Here is a 26,156-nt window from a genome sequence, read left to right as displayed (position 1 = left end):
TTTCTATGGGCAACTTGGATGAATACCTTCTTGAGTACAAATATAAGCTACTTGTTTAGGATCTAGGTTTTTAACTTGGCTAAAATCTACCCCTCGCACTATAGCTGACTGTGCACCTGCTGCAGGTTTTTGTACAAATTGATCAGTTGGATCTTGTTTAGTAGGAGAGAGCACGACTCCCTGAAAATCAGCTCCTGCTAGATTTGCTCCTCGTAGATCGGCTTGACTCAAATCGGCATTACGTAAGTTGACATTCTCCATATTTGCTGAGTGTAAAACAGCGCCCGTAAGGCGGGTAGCGCTCAGGTTCGCATTACTGAGATTAGCATGATTTAAATAAGCTCCTGATAGATCTGCTCCTTGCCAATCGGTTCTTGTTAAGTTTGCAAATGATAATTGTACTCCTACGGCCATGACACGACCTAGACGAGCAGCATACAGTTCAGCTTCATTCAAGTTCGCTTGACCTAAATCTGCTCCTGTCAAACTGGCATTTTCCAAGACTGCACCATTAAGATTTGCCTTTGTTAGCTGAGCGCTGCTGAGGTTAGCATCTATCAAACGTGCATTGGATAGGTTAGCGCCCTTTAATGTGGCACGACTAAGATCAGCACCGTTCATTAATACACGGCTAAGGTCAGCATCAGTGAAATTGGCCTGTTTCATTTGCGCTTGGCTCAAATCAGCAATCCAATCATCATCTGTATCTAACCGATTATCCTCTCCCGCTCCTCGGAAACGACTACCCTTAAAGCTTGCTTGATTAAGATTTGTAAATTTAAAATTAACTCCTGATAAATCAACTCTGTCTAGTATTAAGTTCCAGGAATAGCCTTTAGAAGAAACATTTTGACCTAATTGGGCACGGCTAAGATCAATTCCATTAGCTTGGCCACTATAGACAGTTAAAATTTTGTTAATTGCTTGGTTATTGAGATACAACCGCTTTTGCCGGAAATCTTCTGGTTGTTGTTTATCTGTAGATCCCAAATCACTAACAAGGAATTGATTCATACTTTTTAGATAAGGGATGGCCTTGGGTCCAACACTAACCAAAGCTTGCCCAATTGTATCCACTAGAGTCGGATCAGTTTCCTGAGCTAGTAAATCAACAAGAAATTGTATCGCTTGCGGATCATTAAGGGTAGCTAAGGCCAGGATTGTACCTCGGCGCTCTTGAGGTGAAGCACCAGAGTTTGAATTTAACTGTTTTACGAGTACGAGAAACTGTTGGCGATTGTGTTGTTCAATAAACTGCTGATTTTGCCGAGCTTCGATGTATATTTTAGTACTAATTAAGGCGGCTAATACACCAGCTATACTTAAGACGCCCACAAGAAGCAGCGTCAAATTTTGGTTGCGCTGCATCCATCTCCAGATGTAAAGCTGCTGGCTTGACTCTGGTGTCATTACGATTGATGCGATCGCCTCTTCCTCATCTGTTTCTGATAACTGCTGCTTGTTTTTATTGACCAGGGCGGGTATGACAGGTTTATTCGCGTCTACTGCATACGTACCCCCCACAAGATCGTGGAGTGCGCGGCGTCCTTTATGCCAAGGAACGCCGATTCCTTCTAACAAAAGTATTACCGTTACCAACCCTGTAAAAATACCCAAATTCGGAAATGCTAGGCTGTAGCGCCATATAAAATAGCCGATGGAAATTGGGATTGTCCACCGACCAATTCCTTCTCGTAGCAAAATTGCTGCCCAACCTGCGGGTTTACCATGAAAGTTCACCACTCGAACCCCAAACCAACGTTTGGGAATGGTGCTACCAATTTTTGCTAGTAAATATAGTTGCCAGCATGAGAGTGTCAAAGGTGCTAAAATAGACAGCGTCCAAACAAAATTAGTTGCCCATGCTACTTTACGCGTGCTGTAGTTTACGGGTAAGGCTAAGGGATGAGCGATCGCTCTTTCTGTTATTATTAGAACAGAATTAAGAGGTACTCGGCTCAGATCAGTTCTAGAATTAAGATATACCCCAATGCCGAAGGGTATCAATCCACTGGTGATTACCAGTGCTATTTCGCTTGCCCAAGCAGCAAGGCGTCTGGGAGCTAAAGGTAGCGATTTAGCTTTTCCTGGTTCTTGCGATCGCTTAGATTGGTTAGTACTTGTCCTCACAATTGGAGCTGCCATTAGATAATTCCCTATAACTTTTATTTCTACATCACTCTCTGGTTTTGGTTAGAAGACGGAATTAATTTCTTTGAGAGCCGCTAGACATAACAAATGTTTATCCAAGGTACATTAGTAATCGTAACAGTGCCACGCTGACCAAGGAACAAAGATGCCTTGCCTTAGTCTCTAAACTTAGAAGATCTTCATCTATATCGCTTTAAAAACAGTCGGGAGCATAAAAATATGAAGGCGGGTACGTTATTTGTAGTTGTTCCCGTGGTATTGCTTATGAGTTTGCTACTCACCAACGAGAGTTTGGCTCAAACGCATGAAGTGCGTATTAATCGAAATTTTCAGCCTGATCCTATAGTTATTAACGGCAAGTCTGGAGGAACACGCCCAACTAAATGCGGTAATATTAGTCCTGGTGCCAGTCAAGTTATTGAGGTTACAGATTCAATACCATACTTGCGATTAACAGTTGAAAGTGGTGGAAAGCCAACAATACTTATTGACGGACCAGGTGGACGCTTCTGTGTTTTACCAGACCAATACTCTCAAGACAAGCCAGAGTTTTCTGGTTTCTGGCAGGCAGGGAAATACTCTGTGTCTGTAGGTAATTTATCTGAAGGACAGTATACTTATACTATATCAATCTCGCAACAAAAGAAATAGGTTTCAAACCTGTTTATATGCCGCAATACTTTGGAAAACTACCAACAACTGACCAGCCTTGGACGACAATCGATTCAGTACAAGTTGTGGATCGTGGTGAGCAGACGATTGACTTTGAATGTGGTATTTCCCGTCTGAGCATCAGTGTGCTAGCACAAAATTTAATCCGTGTGCGTATGGCACCAAGGGGAGATTTTCAGCCACGTCGTTCTTGGGCGGTGACATTGGATGATGGAGAATGGGCGAAAGTACCTTTTGATTTTCGGGAGACTGACACAACCATAGAAATCGAAACAGAGTCTTTACGAGTGTGCGTTGAGCGGCAAACATGCCGAATAACTTGCTTCGACAAAGCGGGTCGTTCCTTTGCCCAAGATGCAGATGTGGGTATGGGTTGGCGATTAGGCGCAGTTGCTGCCTGGAAACAAATAGAAGTTGACGAACATTTCTACGGCTTTGGTGAACGCACAGGGTTTCTCGACAAGCTCAGTGAAGTTAAAACGAACTGGACGATGGATGCTTTAGATTACGGATCCCTAACCGATGAGATGTACCAAGCAATCCCGTTTTTTATAGCACTGCGTCCTGATTTGGCTTACGGTATTTTCTTCAACACGACTTTTTGGAGCCGGTTCGATATTGGTGCAGAACAACCGGGAGTTTTGAAGATGGAAACTCGGGGTTCTGAATTGGACTACTATATCATTTACGGTCCCGAACCTGCTGAAATTCTCCATACCTACACACACTTAACAGGGAGAATGTCGCTGCCGCCAAAATGGGCGTTAGGCTACCACCAATGTCGGTGGAGTTATGAATCTGAATCAATCGTGTATGAACTAGCACAAGAATTTCGCTCTCGTCAAATTCCCTGCGATGTCATTCACCTCGACATTGATTACATGCGTGGCTACCGTGTCTTTACTTGGAGTCCTAAACGCTTCCCAAACCCAGCAAAACTGATTGGTGATTTGGCAGACAATGGCTTCAAAACGGTGACCATCATTGATCCGGGTGTTAAGTACGAGCCAGAAGCTGATTATCACGTTTTTGATCAAGGGCTAGAAAACGACTATTTTGTCCGTAAGGCTGATGGACAGTTATTCCACGGCTATGTGTGGCCCGAGAAAGCAGTTTTTCCTGATTTTTTGCGATCTTCAGTCCGTCAATGGTGGGGTGATTTACACAAGAGCCTTACTGATATCGGTGTTGCCGGTATTTGGAATGATATGAATGAACCAGCTATTGACGATCGCCCTTTCGGAGATGCTGGTGAAAAAATTTGGTTTCCTCTTGATGTTATACAGGGAGAAAAAGGGGAGACAGAAAATGTCCCTGTATCTTCCTCTGCGACTCATGCAGAAGTTCACAACTTGTATGGCTTGACAATGGCACAATCTTGTGCAGAAGGTTTGCGGCGGCTGCTTGGGAATGAGAGATCGTTTGTGCTGACTCGTTCTGGTTTTGCTGGGGTACAACGGTGGTCATCGGTGTGGATGGGTGACAATCAGTCGTTGTGGGATCATCTCGAAACGTCTCTGCCAATGCTTTGCAATATGGGACTCTCTGGTGTGGCGTTTGTGGGTTGTGATATTGGCGGATTTGCCGGTAACGCTACGGCGGAATTATTTGCTCGTTGGATGCAAGTGGGAATGTTGTACCCTCTGATGCGGGGTCACTCAGCAATGTCCACAGCCCGTCACGAACCATGGGTTTTTGGCGATCGCGTTGAGAAAATCTGTCGGGAATACATTAATCTGCGCTACCAGTTACTACCTTACATTTACACTCTTTTCTGGGAAGCAGCAACAACCGGAGCGCCTATTTTACGACCGTTACTTTACCATTTTCCCAACGATCCCAAAACCTACACACTCTACGACCAAGTTTTGCTAGGTTCCTCCCTAATGGCGGCACCAATCTATCGCCCTGGAGTTGAACATCGCGTGGTGTATTTACCAGCAGGCACTTGGTATGACTGGTGGACGAACGAACGTTACACTGGTCCCATCCATATTCTTGCCCACGCACCATTGGAAAGAATGCCGCTTTATGTCCGTGCTGGTGGAATTATCCCCATGCAGCCAGTTATGCAATATGTTGATGAACGTCCGCTCGACGAACTCAAGCTACGGGTTTTTCCTGGTACTGGTGAATATACTCTTTACGAAGACGACGGGCACACTTTTGAATATCAACGCAAAGTGTTTGCGACTAACGACTACCGTGTATTTTCTAATGAAGAACAAACAGTTGTGGAGATTGCAGCACGAAAAGGAAACTGGACACCACCAACGAGAGAGATCGTTGTTGAAGTGGTTGGTGTTGGTGAGCAAAGCTTCCCAGACGATGGGACTTCACGCAGCTTAAGTTATCGCACCATTGATTAAGTCTCGACCAAACTGATAATGGCGGGTAAAGGAGGTCGAAGTCTTGTACCTTGGCTAATTTTACCCCTCTTAATGAACCGGTGTTCTAAAACTAATGATTAACTTGCAAAACAACCAAAGTCATGTCATCAGTATTCTGCTTATCTGGTCCGATAAATTGTTGCACTTGGTCAAATAGGTAATCTAAAATTTCTTGTGGTCCACTGCAATACCTGCAAGCCGCGCTAAATGTCAAAATCAGGTTTTCTTCATCAAAGCGATCGCCACTTGCTGCGGCGGCATCAGTCAAACCATCTGTATAGTAAAGAATTGTATCCCCAGGTTCTAATTTTGCCTGTGCATCTTCATACTGACTGTTAATATCCAAACCAATCAGCATCCCTATGGTGTCTAATCGTGTCAAAGTTTTTGTTGCCGCGTGCCACCACATAGGAGGATTGTGTGCTGCATTGCTATAAGATAAAATCCTGTTTTGAGAGTCATACTCTGAATAAAACAAAGTGACAAAGCGGTAGGAATTTTCTAAATCCGCATACATGACTTGGTTTAAATTCTGTAAAATTTTTGCTGGACTATGACCATGAAGCACCTCTCCTCGTAGCATTCCCCGCATCATAGTCATAATAAGCCCCGCTGGAACTCCTTTACCCATCACATCCCCAATAACCAAACCCCAGCGATGGTTGTCGGGATTACCCTTGGCATTTATCTGGGTTGGATTGTGACTGGTAGGAATAAAATCGTAGTAATCTCCACCAACACGATTCGCTGGTTTACAACGTGCAGCAAGGTTTACACCTACAATATTTGGACAAAGACGTGGAAGCAGTCGTCGTTGAATTTCTGCGCCTATTTCTAGTTCTTGATCTAATCGTTCTTTTTTCCTGAGTTCTACAGCCAGTTCATCATTTTCGATTGCTACTGCTGTTTGATCTGCTACTAAGCGAACCAATTTTTGTCTAGTTTCTGTCCAACTATATTCTGGATCACGGCTTAAAACATAAAGCCAGCCACGTTCGGTATGCTTTACGAGAATAGCTGTACCAAAAATTTGCATCTCTGGTCCTAAATAGCGATGCATATGGTCATGCAAAATGCCTGTGGCGGTTGCTATCGGAGGAGTGTTGGGCACATATGTAATTTGGCTGCTGGCTGTTTCTAAAGCTTTACGAATATTTTTTCGTTGGTTACTATCTTGCCAATGTAGTTGTTCTAACCTGATTTGCCCATTAGGTTTGTACAGAAACAGAGCGCTACCGTCTGCATCTGTTACTCTTGTTGCCATTAAAGGAATTAGCTCCAAGAACTGATTCAAGTTATTGAAGCTTCTGAGGGCAAATCCTAGAGAACTGAGGAGATCTTGAATTTTATTTTGTTCTCGGTGCAGTCGCGCGACGAGTTCTTTTAAAGCCACAATCGGAGTGACATCTGTTACGGTGCTACCATTATTATCAGTGGGTTGAGAGGGCGGTTGAGGCACAGGCAGAGCTACAGGTGTGTGATTATAATTTATATCAGCAGATTTTAGACGAACTATAACTTTTTCTGTGTTGACATTGCTAATTCAGCATGGTGCCGGATTTTTTAGTTTAGCAATACGACAAAGAGGGGTTTCGCAATACACAAGCAGCGCCTTACCAATAGAGTTCCTGTGATTAATGGATAATGAGGGTATGTAGCCGCTTTTCCTTGAGCCAACAATCTTGAGACTTGTTGTTTTGCAACCAGGTTTGATTGTCTTTTTTTCTGAGTTTAAAACAAAATCAACAAAGGTACTTAGTTTTTTTAACATAGGGTCTGCATAGAAAGTAAATGAAACTTCCTCTCCCGATATTTTGTGCTTATAGGTAAGTGTACTGACATATTTACGTACTAAATTTACACTAAATCTACAAACAGCATAAACTAAAATCCTGAATCTAGATGTTACATGCGATTTTGTAATTAAATCCTATTAGAGAATAATTATATGCGCTTTTGTATGATTAATTGTTAAATCAGTCTAGTGATGCTAGCCACTCAAAAGCGCTTCAACAAACTCATAACTTGAAAAAGGACGCAAGTCTTCTATTCCTTCCCCAGCACCAATAAAGCGAATGGGTAAACCAAGTTGCTTGACAACTGCAAGAGCAATGCCGCCTTTTGCTGTACTATCTAGCTTTGTTAAGATTACGCCACTGAGCCCGGCTGCCTCAGAAAAAACTTCAGCTTGCCGCAATCCGTTTTGGCCTAAAGTGGAATCTAGAACCAAAAGGGATTCTACTTTTGCATGAGGAGCTTTTTTGTCGATAATGCGACGAATTTTACTAAGCTCGTCCATCAAGTTTTTCTTGTTTTGCAATCGTCCCGCCGTATCTACCAGAAGTAATTCTGTTTCACGAGATAAAGCAGCAGATATTGCATCAAATACAACAGCGGCTGGATCTGTATTCTTTCCTGGATTAGCAATAACTTCCACACCGCTTCTTTGACCCCAAACTTTTACCTGTTCAACAGCAGCAGCACGGAAAGTGTCTGCGGCTCCAATCAAACTTTTGTAGCCTGATTTTTGAGCAAGGTGAGCAATTTTACCAATGGTGGTGGTTTTACCAGCACCATTTACCCCGGTTATTAACCAAATATTTAGGGTTTCTTTTTCTGGTGCAAAAATCGGCTTTTGGGATTTTTGCACAGGCGCATCCAGCATATCTTGCAGGATTTGTTTGAGGTAGGCGATCGCCGCTTCTGGTGGAAGAACGTCTTCTCGCAGCTTTTGTTGTAGGGTTTTAATGATGTAGTCTGTAGCCTCTACACCCACATCCGCTTGTAGAAGCAGTGCCTCAATTTCTTCAACTGCTGCTTGGTTTAGTGGTCCTTGACCAACAATCGCCTTTAATTGATTAAGAATATTTCGGCGTGTTTTGTCTAAGCCTTGACGCAGTTTTTTCAGCCAGGTGATTTCTTCAACTGAAACGTCTTCTGGACGCCTACCTTGCGCTGCTAAGATTTCTGTTGACCACAAAAACCCTTCATCAAAAGCTAGTTCAGGAATTTCTACTATTTCTTCTGATGTAGTAGTGCTTGCGCTAGCTACTATTGATGGAGATACCTCTGGTTGTGGTAGTTCAATCGCGCTTGCGACTAATCTTTCTTGCCTAGCTTGCCGTTCTGCGGCTGCTCGTTCTAGAAACGATAAGGTTGCTTTTGGTATTGCCTCCTCGTTTACTTCCTCAGTTGTAGAAAGCACGGTTTCATTGGGTGATTCGACCTCATTGTCCGATTCAGCAACGCTTTCACCTTCTGTTTGTTCGGTAATTGCTACCACTTCGGTAGGGTTTTCTTCCTCTAAACTTTCTGGTTCCTCAGCTTCCACAGTTAGTTCTACAGGCTGTGGTGTCTCAGTCGTTGGTTGTTCAACTTCAGCTGTTTGTTCTACAGGCTGTGGTGTCTCAGTTTCTGGCTCTTGGGCTTCAGCCGTTTGTTCTACAGGCTGTGTTGTTTCAGTTTCTGGCTCTTGAGCTTCAGCCGTTTGTTCTACAGGCTGTGTTGTTTCAGTTGAGGGTATAGTTTCCTGTTGGTCAGATTGTTGCTTTTGCTGGATATTTTTGTAAGCAGCTTTAGCAAAAGCTAATAAGTCTTGTGAAGCGACCTCTGTTGATGTTGAGGTTGCAGCTGGCTGATTAGATTCTTCCTTTGCAGCAGGAGTTTCTTCGGGTTGCTGTTGAGGCGGGGTGCTTGAGGAATCGTTATATTGACGCCGAAACCAATTGAAAGCCATTGGAGCAAATGTGAGTTAGGAGTTAGGAGCTTTAAATTATAATACAGGGCACGAAGCCCAAAACCACTGAAATTGAAACTGTTCTGAATTCAGGACAGTCTCAATGTATCAATATATTAAGCAGTCTTTTTCTGCTCAATAACTCGGCGTAAAACACCATTGATAAAGCGATGACTATCTTCATCACTGTAGCGTTTGGCTAGTACTACAGCTTCGTTAATTGCTACACTTTGTGGAACCTCAAGAAACTTCATTTCTGCGACAGCAATCCGGAGAATGTCGCGATCAATCTGAGCTAGGCGAGTTACTTGCCAATCTACTAAAGCTTCACCAATCTGCTGATCTATCTCGTTGCGGTTTTCACTCACCGCAATAATAATGTATTTAGCATACTCGCGGACTTGTTTATCTTGATTAGCTAGTTGAATCAGTTCAGGAAACTCTACTGCAGCACCCAACTGGTTAATTGCAGTTTGAGTGTATGTTATTGCTTCTTTGACCATAGTTCTAGCGGTATTAAGATCGCTAGCCCGAGTTTCACTACTTAAAAGGCGTTCATTACTACGTTGTAGCTCAGCGGCTGCATTATCTAAAGTGTCTTGCACTTCTGCTCTCAAAGTACGTACCGCTGCTAAAACTAACTTAGGTAACAATTGCTCTTGGGTTAATGTATCCAGTTTCTTAGGATTTACAGGCAATTGGCTCAGGCTTAAAAGCGCCAATTCACGGGCAATTTGACGAGGTTTACGCTCTTGCATAAATAGGGGGGTGGGGTAAAGGTTAGGTTTTGGAGATACAAATAACAACTAATACCTTGCTTAAGATGCCAAACTGCTTAGTCGTGATTGCTCAGCCTAAGCAAAGTGTTAAATTCTTCTTAAGAGTTGTAAATGATTGTTACAATTTCTTTATCGTACTATTAATGTTAACGTGCTTATTCAAAACCTGCTAAAGCCTCACCCCGTCTACTTTATCGCCTTCTTAATTCACTTAGCGCTGCTTGTAGTTCTGAGTTTGGCTCAGGTATATGCTTCATTTCCCAAACTTTAAGCAAAATAAGATATTCGTAGAATGCCTGTAATGTACACCAAGCAAACCCGGCTTGTCCATCTAGGCAACCACCCAAAAGAAAATACATATATATAAAGCGTAGTATAGGTCTTGCTGGTAAGCGCAAAGACAAATCTTTTAAAGCGCGGCGTCTTTCAACTTCGGATTTCCCAAAGAATAAATTCCACCACCTAACGTTTCCGGTTGTTAATTGAGTTAAGGTTTCTTTGGCTTCATCTGAAGAGTAACGGTTGTGCTTTTCAATCCAGCGACTCAACCCTTTGCTACATGTGTAATGGGGATAAGTTTCGTTCAAAAAGCTTGTTGCACCGTCGCAAACTTCCCGTTCAGTATGACCATAGTCTGTAAACCATACTTTGCCGTGACGAAAAAGGCGCAATTGATAACGGGGGTACTGGGTACTGCGACGTATCCAACGATTCATGAACATGACCCGCTCAGCTACGTAGTAGCCAATATAGTCTGGGCTCAGAATAGCCTTTTCACATTCGGCAAATAGTTCTGGTGTCATGCGTTCATCTGCTTCCAGAATATAAACCCATTCGTGCTTGGGTGGGATAGACTCTAGCATCCAAGTACGCTGACGACCGTGACTTTCAAACTTGTGTTGCACGACGCGAACAGGATAGTTTTGGGAAATTTCTATAGTGCGATCGCTACTGTATGAATCCACAACAATAATGTCATCAGATAGTATTGCTGATTCAATACAAGCTGCAATATCTATCTCCTCATTATAAGTCAATATATAAATTGAAAACATTTGTGACTCTAAATGTTTTTTATCGTGCTAAATTATACATCATTTTCTATTGGCTCTATCTTTTTTGCCAATAAAAGGGCAAGCGCCTCTTTGGGTAGGTCAAAATTGTGTTAGAGCAGCGTAACGCACCATTCTAAGGTTTTGGTGCGTTACTACCTCCTGTACTTATATTTCAAAAATCAAATAGTAAAGATTATGGATTAGCGTGCGGGCGCTTTGCGTCCACCACCTTGTAGAGCACCCATAGCTCTTAATCCTCTCCAGCCAATGATAATATAACCAACTGACAACAGCAAACTACTAATACCAATCCGCAATCCAGATTTACTTGCTAATTCTCTTGCTTGTTTTTCAGCTTCTTCCTTGCTTTGACGAATTTGGCTAATTTGTTGATTGGCACGAGTCTGAGGATCGGTTTGCTGTTCGATGGCTTTGTCAAGCTCTTGAGGATTTGTTTTAGCCTTCTTTAGTACATCCTTCACAGCTTGAGGAATAGTAGGACTTTCTAGTGCTTGTTTATACTTTTGCTCATCTTTGAGAATTTCAGTATACTGAGCTTTCAATTGTTGGCGCTGTTTTTCTATGGCGGCTTTGAACTGCTCAGTGTTGCTCAGTTGTTGGACTTGTAATAGCTGAGTTTTAAGTTGATTTTCTGCTTGTTCTGCTTCTTTATCAATTCGCTCCACTCTTTGATTGCTAGCTTGATGAATATTGTTAAGGTGTAGAGGAAATATCAGCAAGAACATTAAACCTAAAATACTTGACACTATTAGTGCTGGGAATCTTAAGTCTATAGCTGGGCGATTGCCATCTTCAAGAGTATCAAACCAATACCCGGCAAATAGCATACCTAAACCAACTAGTGGAACAATTCCCCGATCTACTAGTGCGGTAGCCAAGTCAATTTGCCATACCTTATTAGTTGGTTGAAAGGGAAACAGCAAAATGAGGAAGTCCACGAAAAAAGACAGAATTAAGATGACTCCAGCCACCGTGAGTACACGAGCAGCATTGGTTGCAGCAGCTAAGCGAGAATTCATAGTTTTTCGTCTCTTTGTCAATAACTAGTGATTATCCCATTTGAAATTACACAAATTACACATAAACCCCATTTCAAACAAGAGTTTTAAAGAATTTGCTATCTGCAAATACAGGATAGTGGTATAATTTTAGTCGCTATTTGTTTCAATTTACACCAAAAATTCAAAGATGAGCAGCATATTTTCTATCCCTCATGGTCGTTGAGTCAAAATTTCGAGATCTTCTGGACGATCAACATCAGCCAAAGCAGGTAAGTCAATTACAGACAAATTGAGTTTGTTGGCAATATCTACTGTCTGTTGGAAGACTCGGTTAGTTCCCCAGTCGATATTGGTAAATAACTCTGAAATGGTGCGCTGTAACCCTATTAAGTAATAGCCCCCGTCTATTGCTGGACCAAGCACTAAATCGCACTGCTGGAGTTTGTTAAAGGCTGATGCTAAAATTGCGGCATTAACACCAGGACAATCGGTACCAATAATAATTGCTTGCTCTACTCCTGATTCAAAAGCGCACAAGAGCGATCGCTCCATTCGTTTACCCAAATCCCCCTCTCCTTGAGATTGGTAAGATAGCTCACACCCCAACCAATCTTGAATCAGTTCCAAATTTCCCCCCGTAAACCGGACTTCATAAGATACGGGACAAATCCTCTGCAATTGTCTAACCTGAAATAATGTATGTTCTGTCATTTGACGCTGAAGATTAGCCGCTCCTTCAGCACCCAAAACAGGTATCAACCGCGTTTTTGTCTTACCTGGCTCTGGATAGCGGGTGAAAATAATCAAATGCTGTTTTGCCGTTTTTGACTTCAGCACCTAGATTTTAATCTCAAGTAAATTTTTGTCTATAGAATAGTAGCACATGAAAAACAACAATTTTAATCAAGGTGCGTCAAAACAATTCAAAATTCAAAATTATTTCTTCAATTTTGAATTTTGAATTCAAAAAATGGTCACCGACTTCGTTAACAGGGCACCCTACAATACCTAAATTGCTGAATTAATAGCAATACTTGTCATTTTCGTTATATCTTGTATGATTTTTACCCTTTCTCATTGCTCCTAAAAGCGTAGAAATATAGACACACCGCCTAGCTTTAACAGCATTTTTACTAGCAAGATTTATCTGTCCTAACGTTCTTAATGATGTGTGAGTACACTCATCATAAACTTCATAAACTGGACAACCTTCATGGTTAAACAGCACTCGCCATGAAGCAGATGAAGTTTGTTTTGCTATCGTTGTTTCGTATTTCCCTAAAGCATTTTTATCTATATCAAGGCGAATATTGTCTTCAAGCCTATGCCATAGACTCTTTTGCTTGTCGATGGATACAGGAAGAAATTGCCCTCCTTCTGCTTTATGAACAGACCATTCAAACATACTGTTTCGTTGGCGAATACTAAATTGCCAAGGTACTCTATTCCTTATCGCTTCACTTTGAGCTTGGCGGATTGCCAGATAAACTGTATCTTGGGCCGCATTGAGACGCAAAATATCAACAAATACTAACCAATTCGGTACTGCAATTGAAGATAATATTCCAACTAAAACAATTGAGACTAAAGTTTCAAGTAAGGTAAAGCCACTTATAGAAGAGTTTTGACTAAATTTTTTTAGCATTTTTTCAAAGACTAATATCAATTTCTAGATATTTTTCTTTTCTTGTCTCTTTTTAAAAAACCGGAATTTAAATTCAGTTTATTTTAGATTTTATCGACTTTTTATAAATCTTCTATCTGATTTATATTTGAATTACAAGAATAGGGCAAACCACTAAAAAAATCTGATTTTATTAAGTGTATTTTAGTAATAAAAAATTCCTGAATATTGCTTCTTAATGAAAATTTCGTGTAGGTACTAAGTAAGTAGGTGAGAACAATTCAATATATATTAAGGAATGTAAAGTTTACTAAGACAGTGTTAAACACTATATTGAATTTGTGAACTTAGATTGAAATTTATTATAGTAATCGTATTTAATTTATGAAAAAATCTCAGTCTTCTGTAAAAATAGCTTGAAGAAGGAGTCAGAAGCCAGAAGTCAGGAGTCAGAATCAATTAGTGAGGAATTCAGACCCGCCACTAATTGCAGACCGCTAAATTTTTAATTTAGCGGGGGACTTAAACCCACTTATTCATCCGCCAGTGGTACAGAATTCATACTGAATTCTGACTCCTGACTCCTGAATGCTTTTTTATTAAAAAATTTGTAGTTGCGTTTCAGTGAGCTAAGGCATGTAGCACCTAATACACAACTACAAATCAATGACGATTTATTTGTAATAACCTTATTGGGGCAATTTCTATTTTTTCTTGGGAGGGGGTGGATTACGTTGTAAAGAGACATCTGAATGCAGTTGTTGACGTCCATTGCGGATAATGCGCAACATATCGTTAAGGTGTTGCTCTATATTTTGCAGGACGTTATCAGCATATTGATCAGCTCCCTGTTCAATTGCTTCAGCTTGTGCGATCGCCTTAGAATGCATCTGGTCTAACTCTTGCTGACATTGCCGCCTTTTAAGGTCAATTTCCTCTAAAGTTGCTTGTAGCATAGAGTCATACTCTTGTTGAGCTTTTTGCCGAATTTCAGCGGCTTCTTGTTCTGCCTGTCTAATTATGTCGCTTTCATCTAAAATTTCCGCTCTTTTGGCTTGCGCCGCGTCAAGAATTTGTTGTCCGTATTCCTCTGCTTCTAGGAGAATCTCCTCCTTTTGCGTGATAATTTCTGCTGCTTCCTGAAACGCCGTAGGCAAAGAAAGCCTTACGTAATCAAGCTGATCCAGCAGTTTTTCTTCATCCACTAACGTACGCCGTGTGAATGGAATACGTGGACTTGCGAGAATCATTTCTTCTATACGGTTAAGCTCCTGTTGAATATCTAAGCTTTCCGATTCCTCGGTGAATTCTTCAGGAGTTAGATGACTTCCGTTTTGATTTGGTTGGACACCGGATTGTTCTGAGCGAAGCATTGGTAAATATCTAGAGCAACATGTGGGGGAACAAGATGATCAACACAGCCACCAAACCTAGCGACTTCTTTAACCACACTACTACTTAAAAAGCTATACTCATTTGATGTTGCCAAAAAAACTGTTTCTATTTGAGTAGAAAGGGTTTTATTAGTGTGAGCCATTTGAAGCTCCACTTCAAAGTCTGAAACTGCCCGTAAACCCCTTAGCAGAACTTGTGCTCCTTGCATTTGGGCATATTTAACAGTTAGACCCTCAAAGCTGTCTACGTTTACATTTGCTAAATGTTGCGTTGATAGGCGAATTTGTTCTAACCGTTGTTGCACGGTAAATAGTGGTGCTTTGTTGGGATTGCGCAGGACAGCAACAATCACCATCGTAAACAGCCTTGCGCCACGTTCGATAATATCTAAGTGTCCCAAGGTGATAGGGTCAAAGCTACCTGGATAAATAGCAATCACAAAATATATTTCTCAAACTTATTTAAGTGATTATATCTAAATACGAAAAAATACTGCAATAGATTAGGGATCTCTTAGCAGGGGAGGCAGGGGAGAAAAAAAGACAAATCTTACCCACTTTTGACTTTTGACTTTTGACTTTTGACTTCCCCGCAGGGGTGCCCCATGCCCAAGGAAGATATTTATAATACTTCCCAGTGATCCCCAGTATATGCAAGGACTTCGCCGCTTCTAATTTTGTAAACCCAAGCGTGGATGTTAAGTGTGCCACTGTCGAGTTTAGCTTGGATTGCTGGATAAGTTTGCAAATTTTCTATTTGGGTCAGGACATTCTCTTCAATGGCAGCGTTTAAAAGGTCTTCGCCTTCATACTCTTGATAGCGCTGCTGGAGACGTAAGTTGGTAGGCTGTGCGTACTTTAACCAGTCATAAAGTAGAGGCATATCTTGCGGCAAGCTATTCAAGTGTAGTAGCCCCTTAATTGCTCCACAATGAGTGTGACCGCAGACAATAATATGCTTAATTTCCAATGCTTGAACAGCATATTCTACGGTAGCGCCTTCACCACAATTGGTGGTTCCATACGGTGGAATAATGTTGCCAGCATTACGAATAATAAACAATTCTCCAGGCTGGGTTTGAGTAATTAGACTGGGGGTAATCCGAGAATCAGAGCAGGTTATGAAGAGGATTCTGGGGTGCTGACCGCCAACAGAAAGCTGCTCAAATATCTCTCTGTATGTGCTGAAATGGTTGACTTTGAAGTCTTGCACACCCTTCGTTAATTTCTCCATGTGTCTATATCGAGTAAATTTTTGTTAAGAGAGCAACAACACATTTTCTTCAAGCAACCTATTTCCCGTGCTTATAAGATTACTGCATATCTATAACGTCTGCCAATGGGGTTTTTTAAGCTTAGGTGTAGCTAAATTCAATAAAACGAAAATGTAAAATAATTTTAGTGCGGGCCAAAAAGCCCGCTTCCCATATACAAATTAAATTGGCAACAGCTTAAGAGCTAGTTTCCTCTGAGTTTTTCTGTGTAAATGGTCTGCGGTAGCGCTCCACCAATTTATCTTTCTGTACAATCACATTGCTTCCCATCTTTTGTTGTTGCTTCTCCCAGGTTGAGAAAAAGTCCAGACACGAGTGGTCAATATAACTTAACATTTCTAAGTGGATATAAATTTCTTTGCCTGGTGCAATTCCTTCCAAAGCTTTGGCAAGTTTTGGTAGCCGAATAAATGTAGCTACTCCCTCAAGATACACGTCAACCCTGCGGTTGATTTGATTGCTATCAATGCGAATGTAAAGTTGGGAAACTTTATAAATTAGCTTGATCGTCGACAGCACAAAACCAATGATGACGCCAATCAACAGATCCGTAGCGAGAATACCGCCCAAGGTTGCGAAATAGATAAAAACAGGAATACGCCCGTATTGCTGTAGCTTCCGGATATTCTCTACTTTTATGAGCTTATAGCCTGTCACCAACAAAATCGCCGCCAGGCTAGAAGTAGGAACTAGCTTCAATACAGAAGGTGCAGCAGCGACAAGAGCCAGCAGCCACACTCCGTGAAGAATTGTGGAGAGTCTGGTTTGTGCCATAGCTTCCACATTCACAGAGCTACGAGCAATCACACCCGTCATTGGCATTGCGCCAAGCGCGCCACAAATCATGTTACCGAAACCTTGAGCTGCTAATTCACGATCAAAATCTGTTCTTGGTCCATGATGCAATCGATCCACTGCCGCTGCTGAGAGCAGGCTTTCTGCACTAGCAATAAAGGCAATAACAACTGCATCCAGAAATTTCGGTCCATGAAACAGATTAATTAAGCTCTCTAGAGTAGGAAGTTGAATTGTTGCAGCAAGACTTTCTGGGACATTAACGTGTTGAATAGGCAACTTCATCAAGGTTGAGATCCCCGTTGCAACCAAGACACCAACAAGAGCACCTGGTACCAACTTCAATCTGGTTGGCTTGAACTTATCCCAGAGAAGGAGTGTAATAATGGTCATCACTCCAACAAAGCCAGCCATTAGATGGCTACCCTTGTGGATGAAGACAAGATTGTAGATCGAAGTGGGAATCGAAATTAAATTCTCAACTCCGTGAGAGTGAGGCTTCTCATCCAGCATCACGTGGAATTGCGAACCGATCAACATCACGCCAATACCTGAGAGCATCCCATATATGACTGCAGGAGATAACGCGCGGAAAAGCTGACCAAACTTGAACACTCCCGCAAGTAACTGGATCAAGCCAGCCAACAGAATAATAGGTCCAAGCATTTCAATGCCGTGTTCTTGAATCAATTCCCAAACGATAACAGCGAGTCCCGCTGCAGGACCGCTAACCTGCAACGGAGAGCCAGAAATAACGCCAACTATAATTCCTCCAACCATACCAGTTACCAACCCAAGCGCTGGAGGAACACCAGAAGCGATCGCAATCCCCAAACATAGGGGTAGAGCAACAAGAAACACCACTAACGACGCCACCAGGTCGTTAGTAATAGAATTTTTTGCTTTAAGATATTTCGTTGTCATCTTTCCTTTGGTTTATGATATTAAAACTTGCGGTCAAGCGTGCAGCAATTACTTTGACCACTCGTGTTAATTTTCATAAATTTTTCTAATATGTTCATTAAGTTTTTATGAGAGTTTTTTCATAAAAGGGGGATTGGGCACCCCCTGCGGGGAAGTCAAAAGTCAAAAGTCAAAAGTCAAAAGTCAAAACTGGGTAAGATTTGTCTTTTTTTCTCCCCTGCCTCCCCTGCCTCCCCTGCTTCCCCTGCTTCCCCCGCTTCCCCTGCTCCCTGCTCCCTGCTCCCTACTCCCTGCTCCCTGCTCCCTGCTCCCTGCTCCCTGCTCCCTGCTCCCTGCTCCCTGCTCCCTGCTCCCTGCCCCCTCTCAAGCTCGCAGCCGATACCCTATACCTCTAACAGTCTCAATGTAGTGGCGACCTAGCTTTTGGCGAAGATAACCGACGCAAACATCAACGACGTTGGAGCCGGGATCGTAGTCGTAGCCCCAAACCTGACTGAGGAGAATCTCTCGGCTCATTACTTGCCCAGGATGACGTATAAAGGTTTCAGCTAAGGTAAATTCTCGTGCTGATAACTTGACTAAATGATCGCCAACCCAAACTTGGCGTGTGCGCAAATCAAGGACAAGGTTGCCAGATTTCAGAACCATTTCTTGCTGCTGTTTGGGCAAACGCTTGTCACGTAATCGAACCCGTACCCGTGCCAGCAGTTCTTCAAACCGAAAGGGCTTGGTCACATAGTCATCAGCCCCACCTTCCAATCCAGCAACTTTATCTCTCACATCGTCACGAGCAGTGAGAATAATAATAGGGAGATCTTCACCTTGACCTCGTAACTCTTCCAACACTGCCCAACCATCTTTGCCAGGAAGACCAATGTCAAGGATTAAAAGGTCAAAAGCATAATTTTGTGCCATGACTATTGCTTCATGACCATCGTTTGCTACTGCAGTACTGAAACCCGATGCTCGTAGCCCTTTTTCTAGAAAAGCGACGATGCGTGGTTCGTCTTCAGCTATTAAAATCCGGTCAGTCAGAAACAACCTCCTGAGGTGGATCAAATGGAATCACAATAGTGAATGTAGAGCCTTCACCTGGTTGGCTTTTGAGTTCTACCCAACCACCGTGGGCAAGGGCGATCGCTTGCACAATAGATAATCCTAGCCCAGCGCCTTCAGAACGACGGCGGCTAGCATGACCACGGGCAAAGCGTTCAAAGATTCGCTGCTGATCAACAAGAGTAATACCTTCGCCTGTGTCTTGTACCCAGAAATAGGCGTTACTGTTCTTAAGATCTGAACCAAGTGCAATAACATTTCCATCTACCGTATGCTGAGTCGCATTCTGTGCTAAGTTCATTATCGCTTGAGTCAACCGATGACGGTCAGCAACAATACGTCCTGAACCTTTGTTGTCTAGACGCCAGTCCCGAGGAGCTAAAGCTTTAGCTTTGGTGTACAGTTCCTCAGTAAGCAAGCCAATATCTACAGTTTCTAGGGTTAAAAAATCGGGTTGCTCTGCCTTAGCTAATAATAATAAGTCATCAACAAAGCGACTCATGCGATCAAGCTCGTCGGTGACAAGTTCTATTGTTTCTCGTCGTTCTTGGGGATCGTCACCCAGAAGTTCTAAATGACCACGGATAATGGTGATTGGTGTTCGTAACTCATGACCAGCATCGTTGATGAACTCTCGTTGATTAGTAAAGGCAGTTTGGAGACGATCTAACATCCTATTAAACGTGATAGTGAGTTCAGCAATTTCGTCTACTCCTTGCTCAGGAGTACGTCGAATTAGGTCAGATTCGTTAATTGAGTGGGCTGTTTCGGTCAGTGAGTGCAGGGGAGCCAAGATCCTTCCAGCTACCAACCAAGCTAGTAAAGAGGCTATAGCTAAGACAAGTATTGTCACTTCCAACATGACAATAACCACCCGATTCGCTTCTTTATACTCACCGTTGATGGAATAAGCTGCTACAAATACACCCCGATTATTACCGTTTATCACCGGTTCTGCTACATAGAAAAAAGTATCAGTGGGAGTTACTTTCTTACCTGTCTCTGGCTTGGTTAACCTAGACCAGTATTTTACTAATTCCGAATCTGGGCGTAGGGGTGCTGGAAGGACTTGAGGACTGGATTGATAGAATTGCTCATTCAACAAGGTAATGAAAAATGTATCGTCGTGAGGAATGTTATGAGCAAGAAATATATTAAAAGTAGTAGCAATACCATTTCTCGGAGATAGACCTTTGGAACGTTTTGTTTCTTTGGTTAATCGCCGAAGCTCTTCTACCTCATGAACAACAGACTTTTCAACCTCTTCTTGTATGCGGACAAGTAGGACTTGACGAATTGCCATACTTGATACCAGTGTTGAAAGAATCATTAACACGATGTACCAAGCTAAAATGCGTGTGCGAACGCTAAAAAATATTCTGCCCCAAGCAGGGAGTCGCTTTTTCTTAATCACTAGATTATTTTAACCATTGCTACTGCTTGTCGCGAATACTTCTCCACCGCACCCGTCGGATGGCGCTGATATTGGCATTAAAATGAATTCAAGAGCTTCTTTATCAGAGTCAAATGGCCAGAGTTTCGGGGTGAATATTGTACTTTTCCCTTATTACTGTAGTTAAGATGTATAAATTTACACTTTTTAAATTAGTTTGTTCCGTTTTTGTCTAAAGAATACCTTTTTTCTGTTATTAGGTATTAGGTCGCGCTCATATGTTCTCAAGGTAATTTTGCATGGCACTGGATCTTTCCTCTTTGCCCCTAGCTTTTCAATTTACTTCTCCAGGACCGATTCTGGTGAAAATAGGACCATTAACAATCCGTTGGTACGGCTTGTTAATAGCGACAGCAGTGCTAATTGGCGTCACCCTTGCTCAGTATTTGGCAAAGCGCCGTAACGTGAATCCCGATTTACTAAGCGATTTGTCAATTTGGCTAGTGATTGGTGCAATTCCTGCCGCGCGACTATATTATGTTTTGTTTCAATGGTCAGAATATGCGCCACACCCAGAGAAGATCATTGCCATTTGGCAGGGAGGGATTGCAATTCATGGAGCAATTATTGGTGGCGTTTTGGCAGCGTTAATATTTGCCAAACTTAAGCAGGTTTCTTTCTGGCAATTAGCGGATTTGGTTGCCCCTTCGCTGATTTTAGGGCAAGCAATAGGACGTTGGGGAAACTTCTTCAATTCCGAAGCTTTTGGCAGACCAATAGACCCTAAGTCTAATCTACCTTGGAAGTTGTACATTCCTCCCGTTATAGATCTTGGTAACGGGGAAAAGAGATTCCCCCGTCCCCCACAGTACGCTAATTTTGATTACTTTCATCCCACCTTTCTTTACGAATCTTTATGGGATTTTATGGTTTTTGCCTTGCTAATAACGTTATTTTTTCGAGGTTTAGCTGGCAAGCCGCGTCTAAAGGTAGGTACACTAGCTATGACTTATTTATTAGCTTATAGTTTAGGGCGGTTGTGGATTGAAGGTCTAAGGACGGACAGCTTGATGTTAGGACCTCTGAGGATTGCCCAAGTAGTCAGCTTAGCTGGAATAGTCTTAGGATTAGCTGGTTTGGCATGGCTTTACTTCACTAGACGCTCATTGCCAGACATCGTTTCCACCTCTAATAAGGGACAGGGTGAAATGGATAATGGTTAGGAATTGTTGTTCATGATTGTTGATAGTTGACGGTTGACGGTTGACGGTTAACGGTTCACACAAAGCCGTCCGTCATGACGGGGTTCCCTCCCTCAGTTTTGTTAACAGTTAACTGTTAACAGTCAGCAGTCAGCAGTCAGCAGATAGATAAAAAAAATGCCCCAGAGTTTTCTCTAGGGCTTAACCAGGGTGCATCTACCAATTATCTCTACTAGAGAAAGAAGTCCTTTCCGGAAAGATACTGAGAAAAAGTCGAAAAAAATTTTTGAGGATTGGATAGTGCAAAATACGAGTATTTGTACTCTTGCATTAACAAAATGAATAATTCCAAAGTAAATGCTTTAAAGTCAGCCGTATATATAGTTGGAGCGGGACCTGGAGATCCAGAATTATTAACTATTAAGGCACAAAAACTGCTCATTGCTGCAGATGTTGTTTTGTTTGCTGATTCTTTGGTGCCTCAGCAGATTTTGCAATTATGCCGCCAAGACGCAGAAATTATTCCAACTGCCGATAAGACCTTAGAAGAGATTGTGCCCATTATGATAGAACGAGTGCGATCGCACAAATCCGTCGTTCGTCTTCATTCTGGTGATCCCAGTCTCTATAGCGCCATCCACGAACAAATTCATCTTTTGGCAGAAGCGGAAATCCCTTTTGAAGTCGTGCCAGGGATCAGTGCTTTTCAAGCTGCAGCTGCCAAACTCAAAGTAGAACTCACAGTTCCAGGTTTAGTTCAAAGTATCATTCTAACCCGTATAAGCGGAAACACAGCAGTCCCGGAAACAGAAGAATTAGCTAGACTTGCAGCCCATAAAGCTAGCCTTTGTTTGTATCTTAGCGCACGTCATGTCGAAACAGCCCAAGCTAAACTATTAGAACACTATCCAGCCAACACGCCCGTAGCAATTTGCTTTCGGCTAGGTTGGGCTGATGAAAAAATTAGAGTCGTTCCGCTTAATCAAATGGCAAATTGTACGAAACACGAAAACTTGGTTCGTACCACGCTCTATGTAATAAGCCCCGCACTGTCACAAACAACGAGTGAAGCCCGTTCCCGTTTATATAATTCCCAACACACTCATTTATTCCGCAACGATTGATCCCCCCTGCTCCCCCGCCAAGAGCTCCCCTGCTCCCTGCTCCCTCTTAAAATGAGCGCATCGAAACTGTCATAAAATCTTAAGATAGTTCAAACGGGCAGAGCTTTCAAGCTTCCCAACTTAAGGTAAAGGAAGGATAGATGTCATTCAAGCGATTGATTTTAATTCTGGCAACGTCGGTTGCGATCGCTATTTCTGGACTAGCTTTGTTCAAAAGTTGGCAGGAACCACAGTTTCAAAATCGTTTGGAACTTTACCAAACAAATATTGTGCTTCAAGCTACGACTTTGGAACCACTAGATAGCAAAGACGACAATTCCAAGCTATTTCGTGACGCAATAGTCGGTACAAAACCCCTAGAAAATGCTACCGAAGAGTATCAACAAGCTCGTGATTTGGCTCAAAATAACTTAGATAAAGCTAAAAGCCAGTTAGAAAAACTGCGTTCTGAACCGATCACTACTCCAGCAGCCCCTAAAACTCAACCAGAAATTCCTCCTGCTACCAACACCTCTCGCACCCAACAACAGCAACAGTTCCAGCAGCTAGTTAATCAGTTGCAAAAATCGATAAATAAGTTAGATCTGGACTTAGGAATTTTACAAGCACAGCAAGGGCAAACTGAGACAGCAAAAAAAACTTGGCAAAAATTACAACAAACCTCACCAAGCAATCCCCAATTCAGCAAATTAAGTGATGCTTTAACAGGGTTTTGGAGCAATCCTCCCCTTCTTTTGCCCAACTCTCAACAGTTAATTCAAGATAACTTCAAAGGTTGGTTTCGCTTTACTGCTTTGTCTAAGCTATATCAATTAGAGCAGCGTTCTGAAGCCTTGGAAAAACTCAAAGTAGAACAACAAGAAGTCGCACAGCAAGCTTTATTGAAATTAGCAATTATTGGCACTGTTCCAGTTCTAGGAGCTTTTATTGGTGTTGGATTGATAATTTTTTTAGTTGGTCAGTATTTACTAAAGAGAAAAGCATCCTTATTAGCTCAAAATGCTGATACGCGCTGGTCAACACCTTGGGATGGCGAAACCATTTTGTATGTCTTCGTCGTCGGTTTTTTCTTAATGGGTCAACTCTTTGTACCTATTATATTCTCGCTTTTGCCTATCCCACGTTCTACTGGTAATGTCCGAATTCAAGCATTTTATGTTTTGGTGAGTTACCTAATGGTAGCTCTTGGTACCGTATCGGTATTATATTTATCCATCAGACGCTTTTTCCCTCTGCCAGAGTTCTGGTTTCGCTTGAGTTTAAGGGGTGGATGGTTTTTATGGGGATTAGGTGGTTACTGCGTAGCTTTACCTGTAGTGGTTATAGTTTCATTAATTAACCAACAGCTATGGCAAGGGCAAGGCGGTAGTAATCCTCTGTTACAACTAGCCTTAGAAGGGCGAGATTCAGTGGCACTGGCGATATTTTTCTTTACAGCAGCGATCGCAGCGCCACTATTTGAAGAATTTTTGTTTCGCGGCTTTTTGCTACCTTCTCTAACACGTTATTTATCCGTGTGGGGAGCAATTCTTGTCAGTAGTTTATTGTTTGCTATTGCTCACCTCAGTTTGTCAGAAATTTTACCATTGTTTGCTTTAGGGGTTGTTTTGGCAATAGTATACACGCGATCGCGCAACCTCCTAGCTCCCATGCTTCTTCACAGCCTTTGGAATAGCGGCACCCTACTGAGCCTGTTTATTCTTGGTAGCGATAATCAGCTCTGAAGCATTTCTTGCGCATAGGGAGAATTTGCTCTGCCTCCTTATCCGCCTACTCCTCTAAACAATCAATTGGCGAGTATTTCTACTGAAGCTTCTGTTTTAGTGGTATAATGTTTTTTATTTCTTAAAAGCAATCTAAAATTTAGATTTTATACATTACTAATAAAGGAGCTTCACTGTTTATGGCAAATCTCAACCCAAGTCACGCCACTAAGCAACTTCTGGCTGGGTATTGTGGAATCATAATCGGCAGTTTGGGCATCCATAAGTTTATTTTGGGATACCCCGTAGAAGGTTCAGTCATGCTATTGATTTCTTTAGTAGGTGGTTATTTTACCTACGGCTTTACGCTGCTGATAGTGCAGCTCGTAGGTTTAATTGAAGGAATGATTTATTTAAACAAACCCCACGACGAATTTGTGGACACTTACTTTGTCAATAAGCAAGGTTGGTTTTAGGAAGAGGGAACTCTTAGCAGGAGGAGCAGGGGCTCACAAGGGTAGGTTTTTTATATCTAGGTGTTGGCTAGACTTGGAGGACAAGGAAGGAAAGCAGACAAGGATGTTTTTTTACTCTTAGTTTGTTAAAAACTAGTATATACACTTGGATGATATGTTTCTTCCTTGTCCACCTTCTCCCCCAAGTCTACAAGCGTCTCACCCGTCCTAGATGTATCTGTAAAAAACCTACACCTGTGAGATGCCCCATGCCCCATGCCCCATGCCCCATGCCCCTTATAAATTAGAGAAAAGTTATTATTTTTTGCTGTCAAGGTTGCGGATTTCGCCTACCCTCGAATTAGAAACGTTTTTATCAAACAGAATTCAGAAGTCACGAGTCAGGAGTCAGAATAAATAGTAGTCACAACCTCCTCTACTCGTTACCCGGGACAAGAGTTGAAACTTTTCTTAAAACATATCCCTTTATGGGTGGTATATTCTGACTTCTGAATTCTGTCTCCTGACTCCTTTTTAATAAGGCGTTGAAGTCTAGTAGCAAATCCAAACATTACCATGCAAATCCTCCCGAAAACTAACCTTTCTCCAGAACCAACCCTGCCTACAGAGAAAATAATCTTGGATGTCGGGGGTATGAAGTGTGCTGGTTGTGTGAGGGCTGTTGAGCGGCATCTCACACAATATTCAGGGGTCAATAGTGTTTGTGTCAACTTAGCTACAGAAGTAGCAGTTGTAGAGTCACAAGCGGGTGTAGTCAATCCAGACGACCTGGCAGAAAAATTGTCAGTAGCTGGCTTCCCAACTCAACCGAGAAAATCGGCTCTCGAAGCGATAAACAACAAACAGTCGCTGGAAGATCCTGTAGAACGGCAGCGCAAGCAAATGCAGTTAATACAAAGGCAATTGGTAATTGCTGTTGTGTTGCTGATTTTGTCAGGAATTGGGCATTTTACCGCTATTAGTAGTCCCATCATACCAGATTTGCACAATATTTGGTTTCACTTTGGATTGGCAACAGTGGCGCTACTAATTCCAGGTCGCCCAATTTTGGTGGATGGCTGGCGAGCTTTGCGGCAGAATTCACCAAATATGAACACTTTAATCGGATTGGGAACATTTACAGCTTACACAGCTAGTTTGGTTGCCCTAGTGTTTCCTCAACTTGCTTGGGAATGCTTCTTTGACGAGCCGGTTATGATGCTAGGCTTTATCCTTTTGGGCAAAACGTTAGAACAACACGCAAGACATCGTGCAGCAGCAGCATTTAGACAATTACTAGCCCTTCAGCCACAGGTAGCACGATTGATTGCTCCTAAAATTGCCCAGGAAAAGAAAGAAGAACCAAGAGCCTCTCAGTTTGTTGAAATTCCTGCCCAGCAGTTGCGT

The 26,156-nt window shown here is 42.3% G+C and carries 21 protein-coding genes; 7 read left to right on the top strand and 14 right to left on the bottom strand.

Annotated features, from left to right (window positions below; all coding sequences use genetic code 11):
• Positions 1 to 3: 3 nt before the first annotated feature.
• Positions 4 to 2,145 carry a pentapeptide repeat-containing protein gene (locus G4P69_RS10100; protein WP_208349575.1) on the bottom strand — a complete coding sequence of 714 codons (2,142 nt, stop codon included), beginning with the start codon at positions 2,143 to 2,145 and terminating at the stop codon, positions 4 to 6.
• A 225-nt stretch (positions 2,146 to 2,370) separates the two neighbouring features.
• Between G4P69_RS10100 and G4P69_RS10095 the strand changes: the two genes are divergently transcribed.
• Together G4P69_RS10095 and G4P69_RS10090 are read left to right on the top strand one after the other, a co-directional pair.
• Positions 2,371 to 2,802 (top strand): hypothetical protein, encoded by a 432-nt coding sequence (locus G4P69_RS10095; protein ID WP_208349562.1) that lies wholly within the window; start codon positions 2,371 to 2,373, stop codon positions 2,800 to 2,802.
• A gap of 17 nt (positions 2,803 to 2,819) precedes the next feature.
• Complete coding sequence (locus G4P69_RS10090) at positions 2,820 to 5,192, top strand: glycoside hydrolase family 31 protein (protein WP_208349559.1); 2,373 nt, start codon at positions 2,820 to 2,822, stop codon at positions 5,190 to 5,192.
• Positions 5,193 to 5,283: 91 nt separating this feature from the next.
• On the opposite strand, the gene G4P69_RS10085 is transcribed toward G4P69_RS10090, so the two are convergent.
• The 13 genes from G4P69_RS10085 to G4P69_RS10025 all read right to left on the bottom strand — a co-directional run bounded on the left by G4P69_RS10085 (position 5,284) and on the right by G4P69_RS10025 (position 20,175).
• Positions 5,284 to 6,678, bottom strand: coding sequence for a PP2C family protein-serine/threonine phosphatase (locus G4P69_RS10085; protein WP_208344865.1), 1,395 nt, complete (start codon positions 6,676 to 6,678; stop codon positions 5,284 to 5,286).
• A 525-nt stretch (positions 6,679 to 7,203) separates the two neighbouring features.
• Positions 7,204 to 8,949, bottom strand: coding sequence for a signal recognition particle-docking protein FtsY (gene ftsY / locus G4P69_RS10080; protein ID WP_208344860.1), 1,746 nt, complete (start codon positions 8,947 to 8,949; stop codon positions 7,204 to 7,206).
• A gap of 116 nt (positions 8,950 to 9,065) precedes the next feature.
• Positions 9,066 to 9,707, bottom strand: coding sequence for a transcription antitermination factor NusB (gene nusB / locus G4P69_RS10075; protein WP_208344861.1), 642 nt, complete (start codon positions 9,705 to 9,707; stop codon positions 9,066 to 9,068).
• A 212-nt stretch (positions 9,708 to 9,919) separates the two neighbouring features.
• The gene (locus G4P69_RS10070) at positions 9,920 to 10,783 is read right to left on the bottom strand and encodes a glycosyltransferase family 2 protein (RefSeq protein ID WP_208344862.1); all 864 of its coding nucleotides are present in this window, start codon (positions 10,781 to 10,783) and stop codon (positions 9,920 to 9,922) included.
• Positions 10,784 to 10,983: 200 nt separating this feature from the next.
• Entirely contained in the window at positions 10,984 to 11,823 is an 840-nt protein-coding gene (gene hpsJ-B / locus G4P69_RS10065) for a hormogonium polysaccharide biosynthesis protein HpsJ (protein ID WP_208344863.1), read from the bottom strand.
• Between the two features lie 192 nt (positions 11,824 to 12,015).
• Entirely contained in the window at positions 12,016 to 12,642 is a 627-nt protein-coding gene (locus G4P69_RS10060; protein ID WP_208344864.1) for a TIGR04282 family arsenosugar biosynthesis glycosyltransferase, read from the bottom strand.
• Positions 12,643 to 12,826: 184 nt separating this feature from the next.
• A complete protein-coding gene (locus G4P69_RS10055) occupies positions 12,827 to 13,450 on the bottom strand; it encodes a pilus assembly FimT family protein (RefSeq protein ID WP_208349556.1) in 624 nt (207 codons plus the stop codon).
• Positions 13,451 to 14,133: 683 nt separating this feature from the next.
• Complete coding sequence (locus tag G4P69_RS10050) at positions 14,134 to 14,802, bottom strand: ATP synthase subunit B family protein (protein WP_208345317.1); 669 nt, start codon at positions 14,800 to 14,802, stop codon at positions 14,134 to 14,136.
• Positions 14,748 to 15,263, bottom strand: coding sequence for a pantetheine-phosphate adenylyltransferase (gene coaD, locus G4P69_RS10045; protein WP_208345316.1), 516 nt, complete (start codon positions 15,261 to 15,263; stop codon positions 14,748 to 14,750). Before coaD ends, G4P69_RS10050 begins: the two co-directional genes overlap by 55 nt.
• Positions 15,264 to 15,445: 182 nt before the next feature.
• The gene (locus tag G4P69_RS10040; RefSeq protein ID WP_208345315.1) at positions 15,446 to 16,057 is read right to left on the bottom strand and encodes a carbonic anhydrase; all 612 of its coding nucleotides are present in this window, start codon (positions 16,055 to 16,057) and stop codon (positions 15,446 to 15,448) included.
• Positions 16,058 to 16,274: 217 nt separating this feature from the next.
• A complete protein-coding gene (locus G4P69_RS10035) occupies positions 16,275 to 17,816 on the bottom strand; it encodes a SulP family inorganic anion transporter (protein WP_208345314.1) in 1,542 nt (513 codons plus the stop codon).
• A 363-nt stretch (positions 17,817 to 18,179) separates the two neighbouring features.
• Complete coding sequence (locus G4P69_RS10030) at positions 18,180 to 18,857, bottom strand: response regulator transcription factor (protein ID WP_243902547.1); 678 nt, start codon at positions 18,855 to 18,857, stop codon at positions 18,180 to 18,182.
• Positions 18,844 to 20,175: a sensor histidine kinase gene (locus tag G4P69_RS10025; protein WP_243902548.1), complete on the bottom strand. Its 1,332-nt coding sequence runs from the start codon at positions 20,173 to 20,175 to the stop codon at positions 18,844 to 18,846. Before G4P69_RS10025 ends, G4P69_RS10030 begins: the two co-directional genes overlap by 14 nt.
• Before the next feature lie 389 nt (positions 20,176 to 20,564).
• Here G4P69_RS10025 and lgt point away from each other — a divergent pair, with 389 nt between their 5' ends.
• The 5 genes from lgt to G4P69_RS10000 all read left to right on the top strand — a co-directional run.
• Positions 20,565 to 21,488, top strand: coding sequence for a prolipoprotein diacylglyceryl transferase (gene lgt, locus G4P69_RS10020; protein WP_208343952.1), 924 nt, complete (start codon positions 20,565 to 20,567; stop codon positions 21,486 to 21,488).
• Between the two features lie 317 nt (positions 21,489 to 21,805).
• The gene (gene cobM, locus G4P69_RS10015) at positions 21,806 to 22,591 is read left to right on the top strand and encodes a precorrin-4 C(11)-methyltransferase (protein WP_208343953.1); all 786 of its coding nucleotides are present in this window, start codon (positions 21,806 to 21,808) and stop codon (positions 22,589 to 22,591) included.
• Between the two features lie 140 nt (positions 22,592 to 22,731).
• Positions 22,732 to 24,315, top strand: coding sequence for a CPBP family intramembrane glutamic endopeptidase (locus G4P69_RS10010; RefSeq protein ID WP_208343954.1), 1,584 nt, complete (start codon positions 22,732 to 22,734; stop codon positions 24,313 to 24,315).
• Between the two features lie 179 nt (positions 24,316 to 24,494).
• Positions 24,495 to 24,770 carry a TM2 domain-containing protein gene (locus G4P69_RS10005; RefSeq protein ID WP_208343955.1) on the top strand — a complete coding sequence of 92 codons (276 nt, stop codon included), beginning with the start codon at positions 24,495 to 24,497 and terminating at the stop codon, positions 24,768 to 24,770.
• Positions 24,771 to 25,325: 555 nt separating this feature from the next.
• The coding region (locus tag G4P69_RS10000; RefSeq protein ID WP_208349552.1) for a cation transporter at positions 25,326 to 26,156 on the top strand (831 nt) is incomplete at its 3' end.

Origin of the sequence: Aetokthonos hydrillicola CCALA 1050, assembly GCF_017591665.1 — a bacterium.
Taxonomy (GTDB): domain Bacteria; phylum Cyanobacteriota; class Cyanobacteriia; order Cyanobacteriales; family Nostocaceae; genus Aetokthonos; species Aetokthonos hydrillicola.
The sequence above is the reverse complement of the archived record's forward strand: the minus strand, read 5'-3'. Positions and strand labels throughout refer to the sequence as shown.

Excerpts from the sequence above, each read along its gene's own strand:
- G4P69_RS10005 (WP_208343955.1), top strand. The coding sequence starts at position 24,495 with ATGGCAAATCTCAACCCAAGTCACGCCACTAAGCAACTTCTGGCTGGG.
- G4P69_RS10050 (WP_208345317.1), bottom strand. The coding sequence starts at position 14,802 with ATGCTTCGCTCAGAACAATCCGGTGTCCAACCAAATCAAAACGGAAGT.
- G4P69_RS10040 (WP_208345315.1), bottom strand. The coding sequence starts at position 16,057 with ATGGAGAAATTAACGAAGGGTGTGCAAGACTTCAAAGTCAACCATTTC.
- lgt (WP_208343952.1), top strand. The coding sequence starts at position 20,565 with ATGGCACTGGATCTTTCCTCTTTGCCCCTAGCTTTTCAATTTACTTCT.
- G4P69_RS10100 (WP_208349575.1), bottom strand. The coding sequence starts at position 2,145 with ATGGCAGCTCCAATTGTGAGGACAAGTACTAACCAATCTAAGCGATCG.
- G4P69_RS10070 (WP_208344862.1), bottom strand. The coding sequence starts at position 10,783 with ATGTTTTCAATTTATATATTGACTTATAATGAGGAGATAGATATTGCA.
- G4P69_RS10090 (WP_208349559.1), top strand. The coding sequence starts at position 2,820 with ATGCCGCAATACTTTGGAAAACTACCAACAACTGACCAGCCTTGGACG.
- G4P69_RS10025 (WP_243902548.1), bottom strand. The coding sequence starts at position 20,175 with ATGGCAATTCGTCAAGTCCTACTTGTCCGCATACAAGAAGAGGTTGAA.
- G4P69_RS10035 (WP_208345314.1), bottom strand. The coding sequence starts at position 17,816 with ATGACAACGAAATATCTTAAAGCAAAAAATTCTATTACTAACGACCTG.
- ftsY (WP_208344860.1), bottom strand. The coding sequence starts at position 8,949 with ATGGCTTTCAATTGGTTTCGGCGTCAATATAACGATTCCTCAAGCACC.
- G4P69_RS10055 (WP_208349556.1), bottom strand. The coding sequence starts at position 13,450 with ATGCTAAAAAAATTTAGTCAAAACTCTTCTATAAGTGGCTTTACCTTA.
- cobM (WP_208343953.1), top strand. The coding sequence starts at position 21,806 with ATGAATAATTCCAAAGTAAATGCTTTAAAGTCAGCCGTATATATAGTT.
- hpsJ-B (WP_208344863.1), bottom strand. The coding sequence starts at position 11,823 with ATGAATTCTCGCTTAGCTGCTGCAACCAATGCTGCTCGTGTACTCACG.
- nusB (WP_208344861.1), bottom strand. The coding sequence starts at position 9,707 with ATGCAAGAGCGTAAACCTCGTCAAATTGCCCGTGAATTGGCGCTTTTA.
- G4P69_RS10095 (WP_208349562.1), top strand. The coding sequence starts at position 2,371 with ATGAAGGCGGGTACGTTATTTGTAGTTGTTCCCGTGGTATTGCTTATG.
- G4P69_RS10010 (WP_208343954.1), top strand. The coding sequence starts at position 22,732 with ATGTCATTCAAGCGATTGATTTTAATTCTGGCAACGTCGGTTGCGATC.